Origin of the sequence: uncultured Tateyamaria sp., from assembly GCF_947494755.1 — a bacterium.
GTDB lineage: Bacteria > Pseudomonadota > Alphaproteobacteria > Rhodobacterales > Rhodobacteraceae > Tateyamaria.
In genome coordinates this window covers 1-23,980 of sequence record NZ_CANLVZ010000005.1, presented here as the reverse complement: position 1 = coordinate 23,980, position 23,980 = coordinate 1, and the positions used below count along the sequence as shown (strand labels likewise).

At 60.8% G+C, this 23,980-nt stretch carries 34 protein-coding genes and 1 other RNA gene; 19 read left to right on the top strand and 16 right to left on the bottom strand.

What is annotated here, in order from left to right; genetic code table 11:
* Positions 1-23: 23 nt before the first annotated feature.
* A complete protein-coding gene (locus Q0908_RS07490) occupies positions 24-398 on the bottom strand; it encodes a helix-turn-helix transcriptional regulator (protein WP_299282471.1) in 375 nt (124 codons plus the stop codon).
* A gap of 445 nt (positions 399-843) precedes the next feature.
* Positions 844-1,728 carry a LysR family transcriptional regulator gene (locus Q0908_RS07485; protein WP_299282468.1) on the bottom strand — a complete coding sequence of 295 codons (885 nt, stop codon included), beginning with the start codon at positions 1,726-1,728 and terminating at the stop codon, positions 844-846.
* A gap of 122 nt (positions 1,729-1,850) precedes the next feature.
* On the opposite strand from Q0908_RS07485, the gene Q0908_RS07480 reads away from it, so the two are divergent.
* From Q0908_RS07480 to Q0908_RS07470, 3 genes are all read left to right on the top strand, one after another.
* Positions 1,851-2,066, top strand: coding sequence for a DUF1127 domain-containing protein (locus Q0908_RS07480; RefSeq protein WP_299282465.1), 216 nt, complete (start codon positions 1,851-1,853; stop codon positions 2,064-2,066).
* Positions 2,067-2,272: 206 nt separating this feature from the next.
* Positions 2,273-3,052, top strand: a complete 780-nt coding sequence (locus Q0908_RS07475) for a Bax inhibitor-1/YccA family protein (RefSeq protein WP_299282463.1) — start codon at positions 2,273-2,275, stop codon at positions 3,050-3,052.
* Between the two features lie 74 nt (positions 3,053-3,126).
* Positions 3,127-3,594, top strand: coding sequence for a cupin domain-containing protein (locus Q0908_RS07470; protein ID WP_299282460.1), 468 nt, complete (start codon positions 3,127-3,129; stop codon positions 3,592-3,594).
* Between the two features lie 24 nt (positions 3,595-3,618).
* Here Q0908_RS07470 and Q0908_RS07465 read toward each other — a convergent pair whose 3' ends face one another.
* The 10 genes from Q0908_RS07465 to gatC form a co-directional block, all read right to left on the bottom strand.
* On the bottom strand, positions 3,619-4,014 hold the full coding sequence (locus Q0908_RS07465) for a GNAT family N-acetyltransferase (RefSeq protein WP_299282457.1): 396 nt from the start codon (positions 4,012-4,014) through the stop codon (positions 3,619-3,621).
* Complete coding sequence (locus Q0908_RS07460; protein ID WP_299282454.1) at positions 4,014-4,526, bottom strand: AAA family ATPase; 513 nt, start codon at positions 4,524-4,526, stop codon at positions 4,014-4,016. Before Q0908_RS07460 ends, Q0908_RS07465 begins: the two co-directional genes overlap by 1 nt.
* Positions 4,523-4,819 carry a hypothetical protein gene (locus Q0908_RS07455; RefSeq protein ID WP_299282450.1) on the bottom strand — a complete coding sequence of 99 codons (297 nt, stop codon included), beginning with the start codon at positions 4,817-4,819 and terminating at the stop codon, positions 4,523-4,525. Before Q0908_RS07455 ends, Q0908_RS07460 begins: the two co-directional genes overlap by 4 nt.
* 74 nt (positions 4,820-4,893) lie before the next feature.
* Positions 4,894-5,061 (bottom strand): 50S ribosomal protein L33, encoded by a 168-nt coding sequence (gene rpmG, locus Q0908_RS07450; protein ID WP_058315632.1) that lies wholly within the window; start codon positions 5,059-5,061, stop codon positions 4,894-4,896.
* A 104-nt stretch (positions 5,062-5,165) separates the two neighbouring features.
* On the bottom strand, positions 5,166-5,384 hold the full coding sequence (locus Q0908_RS20395) for a hypothetical protein (protein ID WP_366868930.1): 219 nt from the start codon (positions 5,382-5,384) through the stop codon (positions 5,166-5,168).
* Between the two features lie 95 nt (positions 5,385-5,479).
* An RNA gene (rnpB, locus tag Q0908_RS07445) (RNase P RNA component class A) lies at positions 5,480-5,869 on the bottom strand.
* Between the two features lie 103 nt (positions 5,870-5,972).
* A complete protein-coding gene (locus Q0908_RS07440) occupies positions 5,973-6,626 on the bottom strand; it encodes an N-acetylmuramoyl-L-alanine amidase (protein ID WP_299282448.1) in 654 nt (217 codons plus the stop codon).
* A gap of 5 nt (positions 6,627-6,631) precedes the next feature.
* Positions 6,632-7,465: a hypothetical protein gene (locus Q0908_RS07435; protein ID WP_299282445.1), complete on the bottom strand. Its 834-nt coding sequence runs from the start codon at positions 7,463-7,465 to the stop codon at positions 6,632-6,634.
* 35 nt (positions 7,466-7,500) lie between these two features.
* Entirely contained in the window at positions 7,501-8,979 is a 1,479-nt protein-coding gene (gatA, locus tag Q0908_RS07430) for an Asp-tRNA(Asn)/Glu-tRNA(Gln) amidotransferase subunit GatA (protein ID WP_299282443.1), read from the bottom strand.
* Positions 8,979-9,266 (bottom strand): Asp-tRNA(Asn)/Glu-tRNA(Gln) amidotransferase subunit GatC, encoded by a 288-nt coding sequence (gene gatC, locus Q0908_RS07425; protein ID WP_299282442.1) that lies wholly within the window; start codon positions 9,264-9,266, stop codon positions 8,979-8,981. Before gatC ends, gatA begins: the two co-directional genes overlap by 1 nt.
* 118 nt (positions 9,267-9,384) lie before the next feature.
* Between gatC and Q0908_RS07420 the strand changes: the two genes are divergently transcribed.
* Complete coding sequence (locus Q0908_RS07420) at positions 9,385-9,795, top strand: VOC family protein (RefSeq protein WP_299282440.1); 411 nt, start codon at positions 9,385-9,387, stop codon at positions 9,793-9,795.
* Here the strand turns inward: Q0908_RS07420 and Q0908_RS07415 are convergent.
* Entirely contained in the window at positions 9,777-10,418 is a 642-nt protein-coding gene (locus Q0908_RS07415) for a ceramidase domain-containing protein (protein WP_299282439.1), read from the bottom strand. The two genes, Q0908_RS07420 and Q0908_RS07415, sit on opposite strands and share 19 nt — an antisense overlap.
* A gap of 63 nt (positions 10,419-10,481) precedes the next feature.
* Entirely contained in the window at positions 10,482-10,928 is a 447-nt protein-coding gene (locus Q0908_RS07410) for a nucleoside deaminase (protein ID WP_299282436.1), read from the bottom strand.
* 63 nt (positions 10,929-10,991) lie between these two features.
* On the opposite strand from Q0908_RS07410, the gene Q0908_RS07405 reads away from it, so the two are divergent.
* The 14 genes from Q0908_RS07405 (at position 10,992) to dtd (ending at position 22,301) form a co-directional block, all read left to right on the top strand.
* Positions 10,992-11,873 (top strand): pseudouridine synthase, encoded by an 882-nt coding sequence (locus tag Q0908_RS07405; protein ID WP_299282435.1) that lies wholly within the window; start codon positions 10,992-10,994, stop codon positions 11,871-11,873.
* A 143-nt stretch (positions 11,874-12,016) separates the two neighbouring features.
* Positions 12,017-12,859, top strand: coding sequence for a tellurium resistance protein TerC (locus Q0908_RS07400; RefSeq protein WP_299282432.1), 843 nt, complete (start codon positions 12,017-12,019; stop codon positions 12,857-12,859).
* Positions 12,859-12,999, top strand: coding sequence for a hypothetical protein (locus Q0908_RS07395; RefSeq protein ID WP_299282430.1), 141 nt, complete (start codon positions 12,859-12,861; stop codon positions 12,997-12,999). Before Q0908_RS07400 ends, Q0908_RS07395 begins: the two co-directional genes overlap by 1 nt.
* A gap of 4 nt (positions 13,000-13,003) precedes the next feature.
* Positions 13,004-13,900, top strand: a complete 897-nt coding sequence (locus tag Q0908_RS07390; protein WP_299282428.1) for a 5-bromo-4-chloroindolyl phosphate hydrolysis family protein — start codon at positions 13,004-13,006, stop codon at positions 13,898-13,900.
* A gap of 23 nt (positions 13,901-13,923) precedes the next feature.
* The gene (locus Q0908_RS07385; RefSeq protein WP_299282425.1) at positions 13,924-15,120 is read left to right on the top strand and encodes a toxic anion resistance protein; all 1,197 of its coding nucleotides are present in this window, start codon (positions 13,924-13,926) and stop codon (positions 15,118-15,120) included.
* Positions 15,121-15,205: 85 nt separating this feature from the next.
* Complete coding sequence (locus Q0908_RS07380) at positions 15,206-16,090, top strand: DUF2927 domain-containing protein (protein WP_299283142.1); 885 nt, start codon at positions 15,206-15,208, stop codon at positions 16,088-16,090.
* 21 nt (positions 16,091-16,111) lie between these two features.
* Entirely contained in the window at positions 16,112-17,212 is a 1,101-nt protein-coding gene (locus Q0908_RS07375; protein ID WP_299282422.1) for an SPFH domain-containing protein, read from the top strand.
* Between the two features lie 332 nt (positions 17,213-17,544).
* Positions 17,545-18,471: a hypothetical protein gene (locus Q0908_RS07370; protein ID WP_299282420.1), complete on the top strand. Its 927-nt coding sequence runs from the start codon at positions 17,545-17,547 to the stop codon at positions 18,469-18,471.
* A gap of 21 nt (positions 18,472-18,492) precedes the next feature.
* Positions 18,493-18,978 (top strand): hypothetical protein, encoded by a 486-nt coding sequence (locus tag Q0908_RS07365; RefSeq protein ID WP_299282417.1) that lies wholly within the window; start codon positions 18,493-18,495, stop codon positions 18,976-18,978.
* Between the two features lie 45 nt (positions 18,979-19,023).
* Positions 19,024-19,572, top strand: a complete 549-nt coding sequence (locus Q0908_RS07360; RefSeq protein WP_299282414.1) for a cytochrome b/b6 domain-containing protein — start codon at positions 19,024-19,026, stop codon at positions 19,570-19,572.
* 80 nt (positions 19,573-19,652) lie between these two features.
* Positions 19,653-20,072 (top strand): hypothetical protein, encoded by a 420-nt coding sequence (locus Q0908_RS07355; RefSeq protein WP_299282411.1) that lies wholly within the window; start codon positions 19,653-19,655, stop codon positions 20,070-20,072.
* On the top strand, positions 20,069-21,190 hold the full coding sequence (locus Q0908_RS07350) for a TFIIB-type zinc finger domain-containing protein (protein WP_299282406.1): 1,122 nt from the start codon (positions 20,069-20,071) through the stop codon (positions 21,188-21,190). Before Q0908_RS07355 ends, Q0908_RS07350 begins: the two co-directional genes overlap by 4 nt.
* Positions 21,187-21,861 carry a nitroreductase gene (locus tag Q0908_RS07345; RefSeq protein ID WP_299282403.1) on the top strand — a complete coding sequence of 225 codons (675 nt, stop codon included), beginning with the start codon at positions 21,187-21,189 and terminating at the stop codon, positions 21,859-21,861. The genes Q0908_RS07350 and Q0908_RS07345 overlap by 4 nt, the downstream gene beginning before the upstream one ends.
* The gene (gene dtd / locus Q0908_RS07340) at positions 21,858-22,301 is read left to right on the top strand and encodes a D-aminoacyl-tRNA deacylase (RefSeq protein ID WP_299282400.1); all 444 of its coding nucleotides are present in this window, start codon (positions 21,858-21,860) and stop codon (positions 22,299-22,301) included. The genes Q0908_RS07345 and dtd overlap by 4 nt, the downstream gene beginning before the upstream one ends.
* A gap of 206 nt (positions 22,302-22,507) precedes the next feature.
* Here the strand turns inward: dtd and Q0908_RS07335 are convergent, their stop codons facing one another.
* Both Q0908_RS07335 and Q0908_RS07330 read right to left on the bottom strand, forming a co-directional pair.
* On the bottom strand, positions 22,508-22,840 hold the full coding sequence (locus tag Q0908_RS07335; RefSeq protein ID WP_299282397.1) for a hypothetical protein: 333 nt from the start codon (positions 22,838-22,840) through the stop codon (positions 22,508-22,510).
* A gap of 17 nt (positions 22,841-22,857) precedes the next feature.
* On the bottom strand, positions 22,858-23,208 hold the full coding sequence (locus Q0908_RS07330) for a hypothetical protein (RefSeq protein WP_299282393.1): 351 nt from the start codon (positions 23,206-23,208) through the stop codon (positions 22,858-22,860).
* Between the two features lie 325 nt (positions 23,209-23,533).
* On the opposite strand from Q0908_RS07330, the gene Q0908_RS07325 reads away from it, so the two are divergent.
* Positions 23,534-23,875 (top strand): hypothetical protein, encoded by a 342-nt coding sequence (locus Q0908_RS07325; RefSeq protein ID WP_299282390.1) that lies wholly within the window; start codon positions 23,534-23,536, stop codon positions 23,873-23,875.
* Positions 23,876-23,980 lie beyond the last annotated feature (105 nt).

Sequence of the window (23,980 nt, the reverse complement as noted above, 5' to 3'; positions counted from 1 at the left end):
AGCACAGCGCAAGCCCTCAGTGCTCAGGCCACGTCGCTGAGAACACGGGCCAATTCGAACAAGCGGCGGCGTTGGTTTTCGGGGATCGCATAATAGGTGCGCACCAGTTCCATCGCTTCCTTGTCACTCAGCATATCGGGGGGCACGTCGCCGCTGACCGGCTCAAAGGTCGCGTCACCCTCTTTGATGCCCTCGAAAAAGAATGCGACCGGCACGCCCATCGCCTCGCCAATATCCCAAAGACGCGAGGCACTGACGCGGTTCGCACCGGTTTCGTACTTCTGGATCTGCTGGAATTTGATCCCGACCATATCGGCCAGTTTCTGTTGGGTCATCCCGATCAACCATCGGCGCTGGCGAATGCGCTTGCCCACGTGTGCGTCGACCATATGTGCCATGCGGTTTCCGTTTCTGGTTGGGTTCATACACTGCGGTAAAAAAAATGAGGAGCCGCTTCCAGGACGAACCGGACCCTTTTTCGCAATGTGGACCTTTAGAACCATCCTAGTCGCAGTGCGTGCTTTTATCAACGCAAACCACCCGCCATAGGCGAGTTCCGGATGAAATCCGCCGCCCCGATAGAGTTAACGTTTTATTAACCAAATCGCAGCGACGCACAAAGCAGCAACTTGCCAGTGCTTTGAAAGTAAAAGGTTAATGAGCTTTGTTGCGTTACAATCAATACCTTAGCCCGGTCGTGGTCATTTTCAACCAATACGAGAGTGCGCTCATCCAAACGACGGTTTGTCTCCGTCAGCGCGCCCAACCTACCCGACGTTACCCTCTACAAAAAAGCGTGGTTTCAGGCCAATTTCAGGCCGTTAGAGGCGAATCGAGCGTGTATCACACTGTGGTCACCGCCCGCAGTTGCACCGCATCAGGCCCCTGAAACGCGCGGCGCAGCAGCGAAACAAGCGCATCCTGCACCTCGTTTGCCGCCCCCGTCGCGCCGTAAAGGTTGATACGATGCACCGGCAACTCAGGCAGCGCGCCTCCGTGATCAATCCGGTCAAGATGCGGCGGTTCGGTGCCTTCGATCATCGTGTGGATCGCCAGATCGGCGCTGACCGTCGCCTCAATGGTGCGGTCACTTTCGGTTTCAACCACCACGTCCCAGGGGATGTTCGCCTCGTCCAGATGCTCGACCACGCGGGGGCGAAAGGTGCATTGCCGCCCGAACGCCAGTTTGAGCGGACGCTGCCGCCACGCGGACCCCCCCGGCGCGCCCACCCAGCACAGCGGTTTGCGACACAACTCTTCGCCGCCTGCATCAATGCCCGTCTCAGTCGTCAGAATGATGTCGCAGGCCCCCTTTGCAAACTCGCCCTTTAGACGGCGCGTATAGGAACTGTCGAGTTGCACCTTTACGCGTGGGAAGGCGGCGTGGAACTGCTTCAGTACGCGCGGGATCGCCGGATAGACAATGTCATGCGGCACGCCAAGCGAGATTTCACCCTCATAGGCCTGATCCGTCAGCCGCGTGATGACTTCGTCATTGAGCGCCACCATGCGCCGCGCATAGACCAGCAACTGCTCGCCCGAGGCCGTCAGCGCAATGGTGCGCCCGGACCGGTCAAACAGCGCGAGGCCCAGCAATTCCTCAAGCCGTTTCAACTGCATGGACACCGCCGACTGCGTCAGATGCAGGAACCCCGCCGCTCGGGTGACCCCCCCGCTCTCGGCCACGGCCACGAAGGAGCGCAGCGTCGTTATGTCCAGATTTCTCACATCACCACCTTTGATACATCAAATCACAACCATTCGTTTTGCAAATGTGACACGAGATGCCATATACATCAACAGTTTTGATGCGATGACAGAAATACATCACAGATACCAGGGAGACGGACATGGCCCTCACAGAGATCAGCACCCGCGCCACAATCGCGAAACACCCTCGCGCGCCCCGCCGTTCGATTTTGACGATGCTGGCGGTTTGGCGGTCCCGGCGCGCACTGGCGCAGCTTGATCCCCGCGCTTTGGACGACATCGGCGTCACCGCAAGCCGCGCTGCTGCCGAGGCGGCAAAGCCGATCTGGGACGTGCCCACAAACTGGCGCACCTGACCCGGCGACGGCCTGGTTTTCCGCCTGCGCGACCGTTTCCGCGACATTTATGACAAAATCGGTCGGAATGTCGCAGATATTGGCGCTCTGAGCGGTGAAAATCCCTTGAAATACAGGGGCCATGACCCGATATTTAGGGCAACGCGGGCGGAAATCCGTGACCGGTGAACCCTCACCGGACCCTATGTATCAATTTGGAGGTCATTATGGCTGAGTTGAATACGATCCGGTCAGCGGCTGGAACACAAGCCGCCCAGATCGACGCGGGCCTGCGCGCCCACATGAACAAAGTCTACGGCACGATGTCCGTAGGCATGCTGATGACGGCGGCAGCGGCTTGGGCCATTGCCGGCCTTGCCGTCACCAGCGACCCGACCGGCGCGACAGTCGCGCTGCGCGAAGGGCAATACCTGACCGGCCTTGGCGAAGTGCTGTATACCACGCCGCTGCGTTGGGTTGTGATGTTTGCGCCGCTGGCCTTCATCCTTTTTGGATGGGGTTCGCTGATGCGCCGTGGGTCTGCCGCGGCCGTGCAGTTGGGCTTTTTCATCTTCGCGGCCGTCATGGGCGTCTCGATGAGCTCGATCTTTCTGGTCTACACCCCCCACTCGATCACGCAAACCTTCCTGGTTACCGCGATCGCGTTCGCAGGGCTTAGCCTGTGGGGTTACACCACTAAGAAAGACCTGAGTGGCATGGGCACCTTTCTGATCATGGGCGTGATTGGCCTGATCGTTGCGATGGTCATCAACATCTTCCTGCAGTCCCCTGCAATGATGTACGCCATTTCGATGATCGGTATCCTGATCTTTGCAGGCCTCACCGCCTACTACACGCAGGACATCAAGAACACATACGTGGCCCACGCCGCGCATGGCGATCAGGAGTGGTTGGACAAGGCGGCCATTGACGGCTCGCTGAGCCTCTACATCTCGTTCCTGAACATGTTCCAGTTCCTGCTGATGTTCATGGGTCAACAAGAATAGCGGCGATCTGACAGCCGAGAATATCAAGGGCCGGTCCGCGTGACCGGCCCTTTTTCATTGAGAAGAGTGGTCCGATGACAGTGATCAAGTCAGGCGACGCGCTAATCGACACCGGGGGTGCCGACGGCCCGCTTGGCCCCTACCGCGCAGAGTTGATCAGCGACAGCGCCGGTCTGACCCAGTTCGGTGCGTTCATCGAAGAATTGCCGCCCGGTTCCCACTCGTCCCACACCCATTGGCATGCGACAGAGCACGAAATGATACTGATCCTGTGTGGCACCGCGACATTGACCGAGGGTGAGGCAAAAACCGAGTTGAACGCGGGCGACGCCGCCTGCTGGAAAGCGGGTGAGCCTGTCGGCCACAGCCTAGAAAACCTGTCGGATGCTCCCGTGCGTTATGTGGTGATCGGAACCCGCGCCCCGCACGATGTGATCACCTATCCGACGCATGACCGGATCCTGCATTATGATCGCACGACCAACACCCGGTCTTACACAACGCTTGATGGGGCACCCGCAACGCACCCCGAGACGGCGTAAGGCGCACCTGCCGGTGCGCCACCCTCACAGCGCGCGATAGAATGGCTCGGCCGTGCGCGTGGCCCAGCATTCCATCCGCGTGATCCCCGCGGCGCGTGCAGCCTCGAAACTGTGCCGCATCAGTGCACGCCCTACCCCTTTGCGTAGCACGCGGTCATCGCTTACCACGTGGCGGATGTGGCCCAGTTGGGCGTTGCCGCGATCGCGTGTCCAGCCGCCCGCGCCCACCACGGCTCCGCCGATCTCGGCGACATAGTACGTCCCGCACTTCAGCAATGCGGGCTGCGCGCGGCTGATGATGGGCAGCGCTGTGACCAGCACCGAGGGCGGGTAGTCGGCCTTGAGCAGCTTGGGATAGGTGCGGGCCAACACCGCGTCCACCGCCGCAAGGTCCGCCATGGTGGAAGGTCGAATATCCATCACAACACCCTCAGAAAGTCACGCACATCAGCGCGGGAGGTGAAATGATGCACTGTGACGCCCTCGGGCGCGGTGCCAAGCAGGTCTGCCAGCCGGACCCGCCCCGTGCTGCGGGTCTCCCAGATCCAGCGATAGAAGGCCCACGTTTCGCTGTGCAGCCCTTCGTGGCAGCCCTGGGCCATGTCGGGACGGCGCTGGCCCCAGTTGGCCAACAGGCGCTTGGTCACGCGCCACATACGCAACGCCACGGGAAGGTCCAGCCAGATCACGGTGTCCGCGCGCGACAGGCGGTGCTGGTAGGTGGTCGAAAACCCGCCCTCGAATATCCAACGCGGCCCGCGCTCGACCTCAAGCGCCATCTCGCGGCGCAGATCGCGCGGGCGCGCCTGCCATCCCGGCAGCCAGTGGATGTGATCCATATGATGCACGGGCAGGCCTGTGCGCGCGCCAAGCGCCCGCGCGAGGGTGCTTTTGCCCGACCCTGCGCCGCCCACGATCATCACCCGCTTCATGGCCGACCCTCTGACGCATCATAGCGCAAATCATGGACGTAACTCTTGCCCGCTTTGGCTGTAACCCAGCACCTTGCGGGCGGGATTGCGCCCTGATCAGACACCGCGACGGACCAGACCCGCCCGGTCAGCGCCCCATCATCGGGATCGCGCATGACCCAGCCCAGACGATCCTCCCACGTGATCGCAAGATCGGGGCGGTCGGCGCGCAGATAGCAGCGCGTACGTCTGTGGTGCGGCGCAAAGTGATAGATCAAACCATCACTGCGGCGGATCAGCTGGAAACAGGGCATCGGACCCCTCCCGAAAAACGAAAAAGGCCGCGTCCTTGCGGCGCGGCCCTCTGAAACATCAAAGTCAGGCGATCTTACTTGATCTTGCCCTCTTTGTATTCAACGTGTTTGCGCACAACGGGGTCATATTTTTTGACGACCATCTTTTCGGTCATGGTGCGCGCGTTTTTCTTGGTCACATAGAAGTGGCCGGTGCCTGCGGTCGAGTTCAGGCGGATTTTGATCGTGGTTGGCTTCGCCATCGGTATTCTCCTGCATCGCAGACACGCATCAAAGGCGCGCGCCAACGGGAAATTCGTATTGAGCGCCGCTTGTACCCGCACCGATGCCCGAGTCAAGCCCGGTTTCACCGAATTGGACGGGGGCGGTCGAGATTCCGCCCCGGGCCTGTTGCACGCTGTCCTGTCAACCAAAACAAGGCACGGATCTGCGGCCAGCCTGTGACCACGGTTGCGATGATGCCGCCGATCCAGAACCTACTGCGGATAGGGCTGATCCCAAGGGCATAGGTCAACGCATGCCCTGCCCGCAACGCCAGATACCCGACGCCGAAACCCGCGCAGATTTTGGGGTGCGCTTAATCAGGTGAAGCTGGCCGGGGACAAGGCCGCTGCGGCCCTCATGGCCGAGGTTGTCCGTCAGACCGTCAAAAGCTGCTAGATGCGCGGAGGGGCTATAAGCCGGATTCTGTCATAGGCGGGTTGCCCCGCCCGAGATGACCATTCCTCTTGGGACGATGTTGCCATCACCCCTCTAGCTGCCAACCCGGACCTGCTGGGGCAAAAGCAGCCCCGTTGCTTGCGCAACACGCGGTCCCTATTTGGCATTGCTCCCGGTGGGGCTTGCCATGCCGCCCCGGTTGCCCGGCGCGCGGTGGGCTCTTACCCCACCGTTTCACCCTTACCCCAACGTCTGCAAGCAGGCGCAAGGGCGGTTTCATTTCTGTGGCGCTGTCCGTCGGGTTGCCCCGCCCGGGTGTTACCCGGCACCGCTGCCTTTTGGAGTCCGGACTTTCCTCGACGTTGCCGCCGCGGCCATCCGCCCTTCCGCGCCCGTGGCCTTTACGCGGTGCAGATGGAGCGCGTCAATGGCCCGTCCGCGTTGGTGGCGTGTATGGGTGCCTCCGGCGGCGGTATTTTTGGTCAAAAGAAACTTAAGGAAGATCGCCGAGGCTCATGTCGGCCGCGCATAGCGGGCCTTGGGCGTGGGGTCGATGGCGCAAGCGCACGGAAGTGAGCAAATCCGTGTCCTCGGCGCTGGCCGTATAGCCGAGCGCCTGTGCTTGTTTGCGAAACTGGTCCCAATCTGGTGTGCGCGTTTGGGTGGCGCGGATCGTTGCGGCGGCCAGTCCCTGACGGGCCAGGCGATCCCAATCGAACCATGGCCCCGGATCGAATTTGCGCCCCGGTGCCATGTCCGAGTGTCCGATCACGTTTGCGGGCGGGATGTCCCAGGCCCGCAGCATGGGCGTCAGCAGGGTCTCAAGACTGTGCATCAATGCCTCGGCAAACGGCCCCTGCCCGTCATTGTCGAGCTCGATCCCGATGGAGCGGGAGTTCATGTCGTCAAGCCCTTGCCATTCCCCGGCCCCGGCGTGCCAGGCGCGCGCGCCCTCGCCCACCAGTTGCGTGATCGCGCCGGTCTTGCAGATCACGTAATGGGCCGAGACTTCGTGAACAGGGTCGCACAGCCGCTCAATCGCGGCCTGCGCCGTGTCCATCGCCGTATAGTGCAGCACCACAAAACGCGGCGTCAGCGCGTTTCGTCGCGGTCCGCAATTGGGGGATGGGTGCTGGTGGAGGGCCACCAATCTCAGCCACCAGAGGCGCGCCGGAACGGGGCCGGATCCCATGCGCAGGCGTAGCCATCCCCATCAGGGTCGATGCCACGCCGGTCGCGTTCGGGGCCGCCACGCGCCAGAAAGTCGATCTGCGCCTCATCGGCTGAATTGTAGGTCGCACAGTTGCGCTGTGCCTTGGCCGCGCTGCTGCCAAAGCGGCGATGCACTTTTGTCCCCTTTGGGTGGCGCGTCTGCAGGGCGTATTGCACCACGTTGGGTTGTGCCGTGCCCGTGCGCGACGGAAGCGCTGTGGGCTGGACCACCTCGTATTGCTGGCGATTGGCCGCAATGCGGGCCGCGTCACTCTCGATGGACTCGCGCGAGGCGACCGCATCAAAGTTGTTCTCGTCCGAGATGCCGGGATTGTTCAGCAACACCGGTGCCGCATTGGAGGGACTGGCATTCACCACCCCCTGCCCGGAGTTGTTGCGCGCCGCCGATGCGTCATTCTGGGCAGCAATCTGGGCCAGTTCGGCGTCAAGCCCGCCCGGATCGCTCACGGCACGTGCGGTGCTGCGCGGCTGCGTGGCGGCCACATTGGTGGTGTTGCGCACAGGCGGCAGGGCTGGCGCGCCGACACGCGGCCCATCAGAGACGCCGGGTTGCGTACGAGAACCACCGGATCGTCTGAGGTCCTGGCTCAACTCCGCGTCGCGGGCTTCACGCGCGACCAAGGTGCTTGGGTCGTCGAACCCGACGCCCCGACCCGGATCGCCCACACCCGCCCCGCTTTCGGGCAGAATGGGTTGGCACGCGGCCACGGCAAGGCATGTGCCCGCCATCAGGAATTTGCGAAAAACTGTCATCTGCTCAACCCTTGTTGGGTGTTGTTTGCCCCGGTTTACCACCATTTCTGCGGCTTGGCCACAAACCCGGCGCGCGCCTCAAGCGCGTAAGCGGTGTTCAGCAAATCGCCCTCTTCCCAAGGCCGCCCGATCAGTTGCAGGCCCAAAGGCAACCCGTTGGCGTCCAGCCCCGCAGGCACGGCGATGCCCGGCAGCCCGGCCATGTTGACCGTCACGGTGAACACATCATTGAGGTACATCTGCACTGGATCGTCCGACGCCTCGCCCAAGCCGAAGGCTGCCGAGGGGGTTGCTGGTGTCAGGATCGCATCGACCCCTTGGGCAAACACATCCTCAAAGTCCTTTTTGATCAGTGTGCGCACCTTGCGCGCCCGGTTGTAATAGGCGTCATAGAACCCGGCCGACAGCACGTAGGTCCCGATCATCACGCGGCGCTGCACTTCGGCCCCGAACCCCTCGGCGCGGGTTTTCTCATACATCTCGGTGATGCCGTCCCCTTGCGCCAATGTGGCGCGGTGCCCGTACCGCACCCCGTCATAGCGGGCGAGGTTGCTTGAGGCCTCGGCTGGCGCAATCACATAATAGGCAGGCAGCGCGTATTTCGTGTGGGGCAGAGAGATATCGACAATCTCGGCCCCCGCATCGGCCAGCATCTCGCGCCCCTGTGCCCAGAGCGTCTCGATTTCCTCGGGCATCCCGTCCATGCGGTATTCGCGGGGAATACCGATTTTCTTGCCTTTGATGTCACCTGTCAGCGCCGCCTCAAAGTTTGGCACCGCCAGATCGGCAGAGGTCGAATCCTTGGGATCGTGCCCGCACATCGCCTCGAGCATGATGGCCGCATCCCGCACAGATTTGGTCATCGGCCCCGCTTGGTCGAGCGAGGACGCGAAGGCCACAACGCCCCACCGCGAACACCGCCCATAGGTGGGCTTGATCCCGGTGATCCCGACAAAGGCCGCAGGCTGGCGGATGGACCCGCCCGTGTCGGTGCCTGTGGCCGCAAGGCAAAGATCAGCCGCCACAGCCGAGGCAGAGCCACCCGAGGACCCGCCCGGCGTCAGCTTGCGCGCGTCCACCTTCCACGGGTTCACGGCATTGCCGTAAACGGAGGTCTCATTGGACGAGCCCATGGCAAATTCGTCCATGTTCAGCTTGCCCAGCATCACCGCGCCCGAATTGAAAAGCTGCTGCGTGATTGTGCTTTCATATTCGGGCAGGAACCCTTCGAGGATGCGGGATCCGGCTTGCGAGGGCACACCCTTGGTGCAGAACAGATCCTTGACCCCGATCGGCAGGCCGCACATGGCCGGGGCATCGCCCGTCTTGATCCGTTCATCCGCCGCCGCCGCTTGGGCGCGCGCGATGTCGGGCGTGTTATGTACAAAGGCGTTGAGCGCAACAGCGCCCTCGATCTCGGTCAGGCAGGCGTCAGTCAACTCGACACTTGTGACGTCCCCCTTGCGCAGCGCATCGCGCGCCTCGGCCAGACCCAATGTGTTCAACGCAGCCATTATTCCACCACCTTCGGCACGGCAAAAAACCCTTCGCGCGCATCCGGCGCATTGGCGAGCACACGCGCTTGTTGCGCGCCATCCGTCACCTCGTCCGCACGGCGCTTGAGGCGTTGCGGCGTCACCGAAGTCATTGGCTCAACCCCGTCCACATCCACCTCGCTCAGCTGTTCGATAAAGCCCAGGATGGTGTTGAATTCGGCGGCCAAGGCGGGCAGATGCTCCGGCTCGACCTTGATCCGGGCCAGTTTCGCCACGCGTGCGGCTGTGTTTTCGTCGATGGACATGAAAACCCTCGATGTTGTGTCTGGGATGGGCTTTAGCGCGGGCGTGATGCGCCTTCAAGCCTGTGCCCTTGCCCCATCACACCCTTTGGCGCAGATTTGAGCCAAAGAGGGGGCGAAAATGACGCTGAAGCTGCACCATGTGAACCTTGTGACCGACGATGTGGGGCGTATGGATACGTTTTACCGTGACGTCTTGGGATTGGCGTCAGAAACGGACGGGCTGCCGGTTTTGGAAAAGAACAAGGGATATGCGGGCGACGTGGCCTTTGTGACCGATGGGGCGATCCAGACCCATCTGGCGAAGAAGGACCCGCTTGCGGGCTTCAACGCCGGGCAGATGGTCAATCCCGTCAGCCATGGCCACATCGCCTATCGCACCGACGACCTGGCGGCCTTCAAGGCGCGGCTCGAGGCGCACGGGGTGCCCTACGCCGACTGGGGCAATCGGGCCGTCGCGGGCTGGGACCAGATCTTTTTCTACGACCCGGATGGCAATGTGATTGAGGTGCATCAGGTGGCCGAGACGTAGCAGCGATAAACCTCGATCATCCAGCCCAGCATGATCCCGTTCAGAATGTGCCACCAGAAATGGGTGCCGACCGGCACATGGGCGCACAGCATTTCGTCAACCGACCGGGCCAACAAGGAGACAAACAGGATCGCCGCACCGATCACAAAGCCTCGCGCCAGTGCAGGCGTACGTCGCCACAACAGGGCGGCATAGATCAGGATCAGCACAGGCACCGACACATATCCCGCCGAAACACCCAACACGGGCACGGCCTGCCAGATCGGCACAGTCACCACCGCATAGGGCACAAACAACGCCGTGGCACCACCAGCGACCCAAGGGCGCATTCCCCAAACATCGCGGTTGATCGCAAACAGATAGACCAGGATAAAGGCCGCGATCGGCGTGCTGTCAGCGATGGCTGCCCAGACCTGAGCATGGGTGTGAAACAGATAGCTGCCCAACCCGATCAGCCCCAAAATCACCGACAGCGCACGCGCCAAAGGCACGTCCGCGCTGCGCCGCCACATAATCACGGCGGCAATGACAAAGACCGCATTGGTCACCGCATTGATCGGCTCCGCCCAGTATCCCGGCCCCATCCGCTCACAATAAGCGTCAATCCCGCGCAACACCTCCAAAAGCCTACTTGCCTTTCATTGTTCCCCAAATATGCATATCCGCAGGTTCAACACGCGCCACACCTAGCGACGCGCAGCAAAAAACGCCCGCAACATATCCTCGGCCTCACGCGCGCCGATGCCGTCATAGACCTCGGGCACATGGTGCGCCTGCGGGTGGGTAAACACCCGCGCGCCGTGAGCGACGCCACCTGATTTCGGATCAGAGGCCGCATAATAAAGCCGCGACACGCGCGCCCCGGCAATGGCCGCCGCACACATCGCGCAGGGTTCCAGCGTCACATAAAGATCGCACCCCACCAACCGCTCGGACCCAAGGGCGGCGCAGGCCGCGCGGATCGCCAGCATCTCGGCATGGGCGGTAGGATCGCTCAGTTCGCGGGTCCGGTTCCCGGCCTTAGCCAGCACATCGCCATCGCGCACCACGACTGCGCCCACGGGCACTTCGCTGCGCGCGCCCGCTACGCGCGCTTCGGCCAAGGCAATATCCATGAACGATCGAAACTCCATCTGTTGTCCCTGCCACGCCCCTTGCCCCTTTCGCAAGGGAGGGAGGCGCGCTAAAGCGAGGCCATGGATAAAGAACCCCCAAAAGGCAGCCGCATCGCCAAGGTGCTGGCCCGTGCCGGCATCGCCAGCCGACGCGGCGCCGAAGAGATCATCGCCGCAGGCCGCGTCGCGGTGAACGGCAAGGTGATCGACAGCCCCGCGCTGAACGTGACCGAGCCCGACCAGATCACCGTCGATGGCAAGCCGTTGGCCGAACCGGAACCCGAGCGGCTGTGGCTGTATCACAAGCCGATTGGGCTGGTGACGTCGGATGCGGATGAAAAGGGGCGGCGCACGATCTATGACGCGCTGCCCGAGGACATGCCGCGCGTGATGTCGGTGGGTCGGCTCGACATCAACTCCGAAGGACTCTTGCTGTTGACCAATGATGGCGGGATCAAGCGCAAGCTGGAACTGCCCTCGACCGGGTGGATGCGCAGATACCGCGTGCGGATCAACGGGCGGCCCACGGAGGACAGCCTTGAACCGCTGCGCAAAGGCGTCACAGTCGAGGGTGAGCGGTTTCAGCCCATGCAGATCACGCTCGACCGTCAGCAAGGCGCGAATGCGTGGCTGACTGTGGGCCTGCGCGAGGGCAAGAACCGCGAAATCCGCCGCGCGATGGAAAGCATCGGGCTGGTCGTGAACCGGCTGATCCGCATCAGCTACGGCCCCTTCCAGCTTGGCGATCTGAAACCCGGCGCGGTCGAAGAAGTCCGCCGCCGCATCCTGCGCGATCAGGTAGGGCTGGACACGGAGGAGGAAAACACAGGCACCGCGCGCAAGACCCCCAAGGTGAGCCGCGGACCGCGTAAGCCGATTTCGAAACCAAGCGCGCGCCGCCCCGGCCCGCAAGCGCGCGCTAAGGCCGCACAAGGCAAAGCGCGCACGCGCAAACCCCAATAGGCACGACAGGCCCGCCCGCCAAATACAACTTGCGCCCAGATCTGCGCGCGTGGTGCGACATTTCCCCTTGTTCTTGCCGCCCCAAGTCTAAATCCTTGGGACAGAACCAAAACACCGCGCAATGACGCAACGGGGACATGACTATGGCCGACCTTCTGACGATTGAAAATCTGGGCAATCTGGTGATGCTGTGTTTTTTGCAGGCCGTGCTGGGCTTTGACAATCTGCTCTATATTTCCATCGAAAGTCAGCGCGCACCGGTCGCCCAACAGGCGGCTGTGCGGCGATGGGGGATCATTCTGGCCGTGGTTTTGCGGGTGGTCCTGCTGTTCACCATGATCCAGTTGATTGACGCCATGGCCGAACCTTTTGCCATTCTGAACTGGGAGGGTGTGATCACCGGCGGCGTCAACTTTGCCACCTGCGTGTTCATATTCGGCGGTATTTTCATCATGTATACGGCTGTAAAAGAGATCGGACATATGCTGACCATCCACAATCTGGATACGGATGTTGAGGCGAAATCCGGCAAATCGGCGACACAGGTGGTGATGCTGATCGTACTGATGAACCTAATCTTTTCATTCGATTCCGTGCTGTCGGCGCTCGCCATCACAGATGTCTTTATTATTCTGGCCACGGCCATTCTGCTGTCGGGCCTCGCGATGCTGGTGCTGGCTGATGGCGTCACGCGCTTTCTCGAAAAGAACCGGATGTACGAGGTGCTGGGCCTGTTCATCCTGCTGATCGTGGGCGTCGTCCTGTTAGGCGAGGCGGGACAGGCTGCAGCCCACGCCATGCATGACGAGAGCCTTGCCTTGCGCATCTTTGGCTATGAGGTCATTCCAATGTCCAAGACGACCTTCTATTTCTCGGTGCTGGTTTTGGTCGCGGTTGAGGTCATTCAATCGGGCTATACCCGCAAGCTGAACGCCGAGCGGCGTACAGGCGCGCGCCCCGGTACGGCGCAAAGCGCACACCACTAGTGCTGCACCTGCAAAACGCCTATATATCGGGTATCGACACGAGGGGCATGATGGAAACGACCGGCTTTCAAAAGATCGCATATGCGGTGCTGATCGCGCTGATGTTTGGCGTGACCACCGGCCTGTTGGGGGGACTTTAACCCAATGGCGCAACGCTTTGGCGGCAAATACAGCCCCGATGGGACAAGTGGCGACACCGCCGAGCGTCCCGCCTTTCGCGGGGCGACGGTTGATCCCATTGGCGCGCGTTCAAACCTCCTGTTTCTGCCAGCGATCCCGATGGTGTTTCTGGCGCTGAATGACGGGGCCTTCGGGCTGATCATCGCGCTGATTTCTGCGGCCATCCTGACCTTGGCGGCGTGGCTGTTGCGCGGCGGCCTGCTGGCCGAGGCCGCCTATCACGAACGGAAAATTGCCAAACGTCCCGCCATTCCACGCAAGCTGTTTTCCTCCGTGCTGACCGGGGTTGGCATCGCCTTTGCCGCCTACCGCTCCGAACCGGGCCTTGTCGCGCCGATCCTTTACGGGATCGCAGCAGGTGGGTTGCACATAGCGGCCTTTGGGCTGGACCCGATGCGCGACAAGGGTATGGAAGGCATCGATACCTTCCAGCAGGACCGCGTGGCGCGTGTGGTGGACGAGGCTGACGCCTATCTCGCCGCCATGACGGACGCGCTGAAACGGGCGCAGGATCGCAAGATGGAGGTCAAGCTCGAGACCTTCAAGGCGGTGGCGCGCGACCTCATCCGCACGGTCGAGGAAGACCCGCGAGATCTCACGGCGGCGCGCAAATATCTGGGCGTCTATCTGATGGGCGCGCGCGATGCGACGGTGAAATTCGCCGACATCTATGCCCGCACGCAGGACCCGCAAGCGCGCGCCGATTATGCCGCGTTGCTGGATGATCTGGGCGAGAATTTCTCGGCCCGCACCCGCAAGCTGCTGATCGAAGATCGCAGCGACCTCAACATTGAAATCGACGTGCTGCGCGACCGGTTGCAGCGCGAAGGGGTGCGCATCGCCCCCGAGCAAGACACATAAATAACAGTAAGGTAGCCAAAACCATGTCCGAGACCGTCCGCCAAAAAGCTGAAACCGCCCTTGCCGAAGTGAACGAGGTCACAGCCGTTGTGCTGCCCGAACCTGCGGATGCCAATGCGATTGTACCGCTGGCCCAAGCGGACGCCCCCGTGGGTGCTGAAATTCGCGCCCGCATGGGTGAGATCGACATGGCCGACACCAACTCTATCGTGTCTTTTGGCTCGGCCGCGCAGGCCGAGTTGCAGGAAATCTCTCAGGCTATGTTGCAGGACGTGCGCAACAAGGATGTGGGCCCTGCCGGAGACAGCCTGCGCAATATCGTGACGACGATCCGGGGCTTTTCAATCTCGGAACTCGATGTGCGCCGGGATCGTTCGTGGTGGGAAAAGCTGATCGGACGCGCTGCACCGTTTGCGAAATTCACCGCCAAGTTCGAGACGGTGCAAGGTCAGATCGACAAGATCACCGACAACCTGCTGGCGCATGAGCACACGCTTCTCAAAGACATCAAGTCGCTTGATCTTCTCTATGAAAAGACGCTGCAATTCTATGACGAGCTGGCGCTTTATATTGCGGCGGGCGAGGAAAAGATCAAAGAGCTGGACGAAAACGACATTCCCGCAAAGGAGGCCGCCGTGGCCGCCGCACCCGAGGATGATCAGGTCATGGTCGCTCAGGAACTGCGCGATCTGCGCGCGGCCCGTGATGATCTGGAACGCCGGGTGCATGATCTGAAACTGACCCGTCAGGTGACGATGCAATCGCTGCCTTCGATCCGGCTGGTGCAGGAAAACGACAAAAGTCTCGTGACCAAGATCAACTCGACCTTGGTCAACACGGTCCCGCTTTGGGAAACCCAACTGGCTCAGGCCGTCACCATCCAGCGCAGCGCCGAAGCCGCCGCAGCCGTACGTGACGCCAATGATCTCACAAACGAGTTGTTGACCTCGAACGCGGCCAACCTGCGCGACAGCAACAAGATGATCCGGCAGGAAATGGAGCGGGGCGTGTTCGATATCGAGGCGGTGAAAAAGGCCAATGCGGACCTGATCGGCACCATCGAGGACAGCCTCAAGATCGCCGACGAGGGCAAGGCCAGGCGCGCCGCCGCCGAAGAGGACCTCAAGAAGATGGAGGCCGATCTGCGCGACACGCTCGCTTCGGCCAAGGCGCGCAAGGACGGGGTTGGCGACAATGCCGGGACCGCCGTGCCGGGCTAAGGAACATCCATTGACGGCACGGGCGACATCGACTGCACGCATCTGGGGGGGCCTTGCCGTCCTCGCCCTTTTTACGGCCTGCGATATGGTCGTTCCGGTCGAACCGGTGCTGACCCCGCGCGTGCGCCCGGCGGGGTTGGTCCCCCCACCCGTGCCCACGGTCCAGCCCACATCCGAAAAGAGCGCCGCCCTGCGCAGCTATCTGGCGCAAGTGCAGTCGAGCCAGTTAACCGCCGGTTTGTTGCGTCAGGATGGCGGAGGGCCGGACACGCCCTTCACCTCGGACATGCTGGCGCGCAATTTCGAACAGATCGTGTTTTTCAATGAATACGCAGGTGGGGAATTGCGCACCGGCGTGCCAAGTGAATTGCGGCGCTGGTCGGGGCCTGTGCGCATGGGCGTGGCCTTTGGTGCTTCGGTGCCGCCCAGCCAACGCGCCCGCGATTCGGCCGACGTTCAAACCTATGCCCGCCGCCTTGCGCGGGTCACCGGCCATCCGGTATCGGTGAGTGACACGCCCAACTTTCTAGTCTTTTTCGTCAGCGAAGATGACCGGGCCGAAACCATAGACAAGATCGCGCCACGCCTGCCCGGCGTGACCACCTCGAACCTTGCGGCGGTGCGTGATCTGCCCACGGATGCCTATTGCGCCGTGGCCGCCTATGCCTCTGGTGCGAACCGGTCGACCTATACTGCCGCGGTGGCTGTGATCCGCGCCGAAAACCCGGATCTGTTGCGCCTGTCCTGCATCCACGAAGAACTGGCCCAAGGGTTGGGTCTGGCCAATGACAGCCCCGGCGCGCGCCCGTCGATCTTTAACGATGACGACGAATTTGCGTTGCTCACGGACCATGACGAGGCGCTGCTGGCCATGCTGTATGATGACCGACTGGCACCCGGCGTGTCCTTGGCCGACGCCGCCCCTGTTGTCCGCATTCTCGCTCGCGAAGCCCTGAACGGGCCGCTTTGACAGACCAAAAGGAGCCCCCAAATGGGTATTTTCGATTTCCTCTCTGGCGAATTTATTGACGTTATCCACTGGGTCGATGACAGCCGCGACACTATGGTGTGGCGGTTCGAGCGCGAGGGCCACGAGATCAAATACGGGGCCAAGCTGACCGTGCGCGAAGGTCAGGCGGCGGTGTTCGTGCATGAGGGCCAGCTGGCGGACGTGTTCACGCCGGGCCTTTATATGCTTGAAACCAACAACATGCCGATCATGACGACCCTGCAACACTGGGATCACGGCTTTAAAAGCCCGTTCAAGTCCGAGGTCTATTTCGTCAATACTACCCGTTTCAACGATCTGAAATGGGGCACTAAGAACCCGATCATCTGCCGCGATCCCGAATTCGGCCCCGTACGCCTGCGTGCCTTTGGCACCTATTCGGTCAAGGTGGCCGACCCGGCCAAGTTTCTGGTCGAAATCGTGGGCACTGATGGTGAGTTCACCATGGACGAGATCAGTTTTCAGATCCGCAACATCATCGTGCAGGAGATGTCGCGCAGTCTTGCCAAGTCGGGCATCCCGGTGATGGACATGGCCGCCAACACCCGCGAATTGGGCCAGATCGTCGCCAAGGAAATCAGCAACCAGATCGCGGAATACGGCCTGATCCTGCCCGAGCTTTATATCGAAAATATCTCGCTGCCGCCTGCGGTCGAGGCGGTGATGGACAAACGCTCCTCCATGGGTGTGATCGGAAATCTCAACGAATACATGCAGTTCCAAGCCGCCGAGGCATTGGGTCGCGAAGGTGGCGGTGCCGGGGACGCAATGCAGGCCGGGATTGGTGCAGCCATGGGCTTGCAAATGGGCCAGATGGCGGCAGGCCCTTGGGGCGGACAACGTGGGCAGGCCGCAGCCCCTCCGCCCCCACCGGTCGAGCACGTGTGGCACGTCGCTAAAGATGGCGCGACCACGGGCCCGTTTTCCAAGGCGCAGTTGGGCCGCATGGCGGCCAGCGGTGATCTGACGCGCGACAGCTATGTGTGGACCGCCGGACAGGACGGATGGATGAAGGCCGAGGATGTGGTGGAACTGGCACAGCTGTTCACAGTCATGCCCCCGCCCCCACCGCCGGGTATCTGAGGCAATACGCAATCGTCTCGACAGATGGCTGCGGTGTGCGTATGCTCGGATAAAGGGAACCGGTGCCAAACAAATGGTGCGGTCTGATACTCAGGGTGACGCCCAACATGCCGCTGTCCACCGCACAGATTGCATTTCTTGCGAACTATCTCGACCGGGTCCCCGACCGCACATCTTTTGCGGCGCAAAACCTGACTGTGCGCCACGGAGCCACCTACCCAAACGTAACATTCGGGGCGTGCCGTGCGGACAAAACCCTGCTGCGGATTGGTGGCAATGGTGCGCCTGATAACGAGTCTCGCAAAGGCGGAATAGATATCCACCCCGATACCGTGGACGAGCTGATGGCAAATGGCAGGCTCACCGACCTGCTGGCTGGTCTGAACGAGACCGATGAAGATTTGAGGATGGCGGCATTGGCGAGCTTTCAACGCTCAACCAATGAACGATACCGTTTCGATGAAACTTTTCAAAAGACCATTACCGAACTCGAAGCGGTGCCGGGCAACCTTGACGGTCTACAGGGCATTCTCGACAATGCCTCACCCGCTGACAAGAACCGGATGGCGCAAATACAGATCAGCCACAAATCCCCGGAAGAGGCCGCCATCAATACCCGAGGCGTCGAACTGGCCTTGCAGATGAACGCGCAAAGCTGCGGCGACGTCGTGGCCTATGTGGAGTTCTTTTACAAAATTATCGAACCGGACCAGCGGCGCATCAAAGCGGAGGTAAACCAACTGCCACTGCCCGTGAACGATCCGCCGAACACCCGACGACAGAACAGACAATGGCGCAAGGATCAGGTCACCGCCCGGCTGCGCGATTTCATGGGGGCCGATACCCTTTCTCAGGAACGACTGGACGACGCACGCCAGATCATCGACGACTACACCAACGCCATGGCCATCTTTTGCGGAGCGCCCGTGACGAGCCAGGCGTTGGACGGGGCGAGCGACAGCGGCATGCAAACTGAACTTGAGCGTCTCGCCACAACCCTGCTCTTCACCAGTCAGGTCAGCGCAGGCTATCATCTGTTGAAACACTTCACAGACATGTACGGGGCCCTCCACGATGGAGATCTGGACTCACAAGCGACCCACTACACGACCGAAGCTCGCGACGCCGTGGCAACCAGCGACCGTTGCACCAATTCGAAGGGGCAGACGGGCTCGACGTCTTTCGCGTTTTCCAAAGGTGGATTCACGACTTACGTTCCCGTCAAAGGCGCAGATGCCGAATTGGCCTCGTTCTTTTAACCTTCACAGATCGGACATTTCATGGACCCTACTCTGAGCAATTGTCTGTCCGACATGACAACCCGCCTTGCCATCATAGCGGCCACGCCCGCCGCGGATCACCTTGCTGAGGTGCAGGCCTATCTGGGTCATTGTTTCACGCTGGATACAGCGCGACGGGCAGGGCTGAACGACGCAGACGCGTTGGTTCTGCAAGATCATCTGGCCCAAAGCGCCCCGTCCATTGAAATGGCCTGGTCCGCATTCGACGTGGATGGTGGCGAGGCCCTGCGTGTCTGGATGCAGCAGGAACTGACCGGCAACGACTGGATCACGATTTGCCATCGCCGTTCGAACATCGAGGCCTTCAACGATCTTTATGCCGATCTGGTGCCCATCGACAAACTGATCGACACCGAAGAACTCGATGACGATATCCGTGCCAAGGCGGAGCTGGAAGCGATGCCGAATCCAGACCGCACCCCATCCGACCTGCCCGAATCTCATTGGTGGTGGGCGCTGACCTAAGTCAGCAATACTTGACACAGGCCACCCCATGGCCACGCTTGGGCCATGACCCTGCGCCACCATCTGCCAACCCGCCGCACCGCCCTCAAATGGCTGCATTGGCTGATCGTGCCCCTGTTCATCTGGTTCCTCCTGGTCCAGCCCAAGGATGTGACACCCTTTGGCCCCGCCGCCTTTCAGGCCCATTCCATGCTCGCGCTGATCTTTGTGTCCCTGTCGCTGATGTGGTTTGCGGACCTGATGCGGCGTGGGCTGGCGAGCCGTCCGGGCCCGAAACTGCGAGGCATCTTGCGCCCGCTGCACCGCATCATGCACCTGACGCTGATCTGGGGGCTGTTCTTTGTCGCGGTGACCGGATTTCTGCTGGGGCTCAGCTCGGCTGTGCTGTTGAAAGCCGGAGGTGTTCTGCCGATTGCGCCGCCTATGGGCTGGCCGCACCTGAACCATTTGATCGGGCAGGTACACATCATCGAATTCTATGCGCTCGGGATCGTAGCGGGCGTGCATGCCGTGTTTCACATCTGGCGACACTACAAATTGCAGGACAACGCCTTGCGGATCATGCTGCCCAAACGCCTGCACAAACACTTGTGAGTGGATGAGTCGATGCGGGTGCCTTTCCATTCTGGCCCGCGTTGGGCCATACTGCGCATCTGAAATGTCAAAGGGGTTTCATGCGGCGCACCGTCACGATCACATTGCATTGGCTGACATTGGTGCTGCTGGCGCTGATCTTTGCGGGCGGCCCGATCCCGATGCTTGCATGGGCCTTCGGGCTGAGCGGGTTGGCGATGTGTGCCACAACCCTCGCGGGCGGGCTCATGAACGGCCCCGGCCCCAAGCTGGAAGGTGGGTTGCGGCGCGCGCACCCATGGTTCAGTTGGGGGATGTACGCTGTCCTCGGGCTGGTGGCCGGAATCACGATCTGGGTACAACTGGGACAAAGCTGGGGTGGTCCGGCGCTGTCCGCGCTTTACTTTTACTTGCTGTCTGCCTCGGCTTTGCACGCCATCTTTCATCTTTGGCGGCACACGGCCCTTGGTGATGGGGCCCTGCGCCGCATCACGCCCACATCACTGCACGGACTGCTATGACCGACTTGCCTGACCTTGATCAACGCACGACGCCCGCCGACCACCGATTTCCCTGCGACAATTGCGGGGCGGATTTCCGGTTTGAACCGGGAACCGGGACGCTGACCTGCGATCACTGCGGCAACACCAGCATGATCGATGGCGCGGCGACACAGGCGGTGTCAGCCATCGCCGAACTGGACTACCGCGCCGCCCTCAACGCCGAGTTGCCCAACGCGGATATCGAGGAAACGCGCGTTTCCACCTGCCCCAATTGTGCCGCACAGGTCGAATTTGACGCGGACATCCACGCAACCGAATGCCCCTTCTGTGCCACCCCCGTCGTCACCGACACCGGCGCGCACCGCCACATCAAACCGCGTGGAGTGTTGCCCTTTGCATTGGCCGAACGGGACGCCCGCGCAGCGATGACGGATTGGCTGGGCAGTTTGTGGTTTGCGCCCTCCGGTCTTCAGGACTACGCGCGCAAGGGGCGTGCGATGCAAGGCATCTATGTGCCCTACTGGACCTTCGATGCAGACACCCGCAGCACCTATACAGGCGAGCGCGGCACGGTCTATTACGAGACGCGCACCGTTATGCGCGACGGAAAACGGCATCAGGTACAGGTCGCCAAGGTCCGTTGGCGCGGTGTGCGGGGGCGCGTGGCGCGGTTCTTTGACGATGTGCTTGTGTTGGCATCCACCTCGCTGCCCAAACGCTTTACCGACGCGCTGGAACCCTGGGACCTCAGCGCGATGGAGCCCTATACGCCTGAATTCCTCGCCGGGTTCCGGGCGGAAGGCTATTCGGTCGCGCTGGAGGCCGGCTTTGAAGAGGCCCGTGCCATCATGGACCGCACCATTGCCCGCGACATCAAGTTCGACATTGGCGGCGACCGCCAGCGCATCCACTCGGTCGACACCAAGCTGGGGGCGATCACCTTCAAACACGTACTGCTGCCGGTATGGCTGGCCGCCTACAAATATCGCGGCGAAACCTATCGCTTTGTGGTCAACGGGCGCACCGGCCGGGTGCAGGGCGAGCGGCCCTGGTCCAAAGGCAAGATCGCGATTGCCGTTTTGTGCGGCCTTCTTGTGGCCGGGGCCGTCGGCTTTATCATGGCGATGCAACAATGAGTGATCTTGAGACATTGCAGGCTCTGCTTGAGGCCCGGTTTTCCTGCCGTGCGTACCGCTCCGATCCGGTCGAGGATGAGGTAATCCGCGCTATCGTGGACGCCGCGCGGCACGTCCCGAGCTGGTGCAATGCACAGCCCTGGCAGTTGCTCATCACCCGTGGGGAAGCCACCGACACCTTCCGCGACGCGCTCTATGCCACGGCACAATCTACCGTCCCTACCCCTGATCTGCCATGGCCCGAAGGCTATCCCGGCATCTACGGTGACCGCCGCCGCGCCTGCGGCTTTCAGCTTTATGATGCGGTCGGGATCGCAAAGGGCGACCGCGCCGCCTCTGCCATGCAAATGATGGAAAACTATCGCCTGTTCGGCGCGCCTCACGTGGCCATCGTGACCGCACCCACCGCCCTTGGACCTTACGGAGCGATGGATACCGGCGGCTTTGTCACCGCCTTTTGCCTCGCCGCCCAGGCCCAAGGGGTCGCCACAATCCCGCAGGCCGCCATCGCCGCCCAAGCCCCCTTCGTGCGCCAGCATTTCGATATTGCGGAGGATCGCATGATCCTGTGCGCGATTTCGTTCGGCTATGCGGATATGGATCACCCGGCCAACGGTTTCCGGACCGGGCGCGCCGCGGTCAGCGACATTATCGACTGGCGCGATACATGAGGGCGCTGTTACAGCGCATCAGCGCAGCGCAGGTCACGGTTGATGGGTCTGTCATTGGGCAAAGCGGGCCGGGTCTGGTGATCCTTGTCTGCGCGATGCCGGGTGATACCGCCGATACGGCGGGAACGCTTGCCGCCAAAGTTTCAAAACTGCGGCTGTTCAAGGACGAGGACGGCAAAATGAACCTCTCGATCCTGCAAACAGGGGGCAGCGCGCTGGTGGTGAGCCAATTCACCCTCGCCGCCGATACTTCACGTGGGAACAGGCCGGGGTTCTCCGGGGCCGCCGGTCCGGGCGAGGCCAAAGCGCTCTACCTGCATTTTGCGCAGAGCCTGCGCAAACTGGGGGTGCCATGCGAGACCGGAGAGTTCGGGGCAGACATGGCGGTGTCGCTGACCAATGACGGGCCGGTGACGGTTTGGCTGGATACAGAGGGATGAGGGTAGTGTCGATTTGCGGACACAGCTGCCGTTCAAGACTCAGTTACGAACGTCCGCTGTGGGGCTTCGTTTGTTGCATCTAAGTAGAAATGTCACCTGTTGAGCAAATCATGCTGTTACAACTGGGCGTAACGGAATCAAGGGTTAGCAGCCCGGAGACATTAGAAAACGCAGGACTGAAAAGCCTTGCTGGAGACAAAAGTTGATTAGTCGATGAATGTCATAGCGGGCCGCATTTTTTCAGCAGGAAAGCCTGTTTCATCAGAAATGATCTTCGTCATTACCGCCCAAACATCAGCTCTCTTCCACTTCCCACCTTCGGACACAAGCTTGCCGATGTTCTCCTTTGAAGCTTGCCGTGAGAGGTCAGCAAGCGTCCCTTTGAATATCCAGACGCGCTGATCGATACTTGTCGCGTACCGCCAGATTGCGATGTTCAAAACAAAGATCAGGATTCCGACGGCAATTGCATATAAACCGGAAAACAAAATTGGCCCGGCTGCCCACGTCCCGAGGATTGACCAGCCGAGCATGTTCACCCAAGCGCTTGAGGTCCTTAGGAACGGAAGTTGCAATCCGCTTCCTTCCTCCAATTGCTGTGAAACTCTCGCGGGCGTATTGTTTCAGGTGCTTCGACGCGTTCGGACAGCCTGGCCTCTCCACGGTCCTGCATTACACGATTCAATCTGTAGTACGCCATGGCTGTCAGGCACTTTGTTTGCTCATTCTCCTCGTTCCGCAGTTTGGAACAAATCACCGAATGTGCATCTTCCAACGTCCGAATGCTCTCGGCGTCCTCATCCATAATCGCGATTTTGAAAACATATTCGATGGCTTCGATGATGGCGACATCGTCACCGTCGCCCACAATGCCCACGGACTTTGGCTGAGTGTCACGGTTAAGCATTTGCAATCACTATCCTTCATCGCTTTAAGATTTGAGGATACTCCCTCAACGATCCCAAACCAAAGTCATTGCGTGCCCTCGGCTGGCGGTTTAGCCCTGAATTTCAAACCTTACTGTAGCAGACATTGGGCATCGCGCAGCATTTGGTAGGCATGGTCTCGAAGCAGACCTTAGCTGCACCAGGCTCACACGGGCGCGAGGAGGACGAAACTGACATTCCCATATGCTATCTGAATGTCTCCCTCCCCATACTTCAATATCATGACGCGCTGATTTAGCTTAGCCTAATAAGAGCATACCACGAAACATAAAGGCATACGTTTAGATGATCACGAGCCACATGCACGTCAAAGCGCCAGGTTTTCCGCGTCACCCTAAAGATGATGAATTGGTGAACAATTTCATGTCCGGTTTCTCGCTTGCCGAGGCAATTCAATCCGAACTCATGGATCGCGGATACGACAGCCCGGGACTCGGTGGCGAGGACTGGGGTTGGCTCGTCGTTGCTGTGAGCCCTGCGTCTAACGTCGAACTGCACGTCGCTATTTCATCAATGGCTGACCCGGAAGACGATGAGAATAGTACTGTAGAAGCAATGATAGCAATTCAGCCTCAAAAACTAAGCAAAGGCGCGCTTTGGTGGAAAAAGGATATTGGTGCAGACTGACCTGCTCCCCTGAAAAGTCCGGCATTTAGAGTTAGCCTGTTCTCCAACTGAGGAGACAGACGATGAAGAGAAGCCGTTTCAGCGAAGAACAGATCATTGGGATAT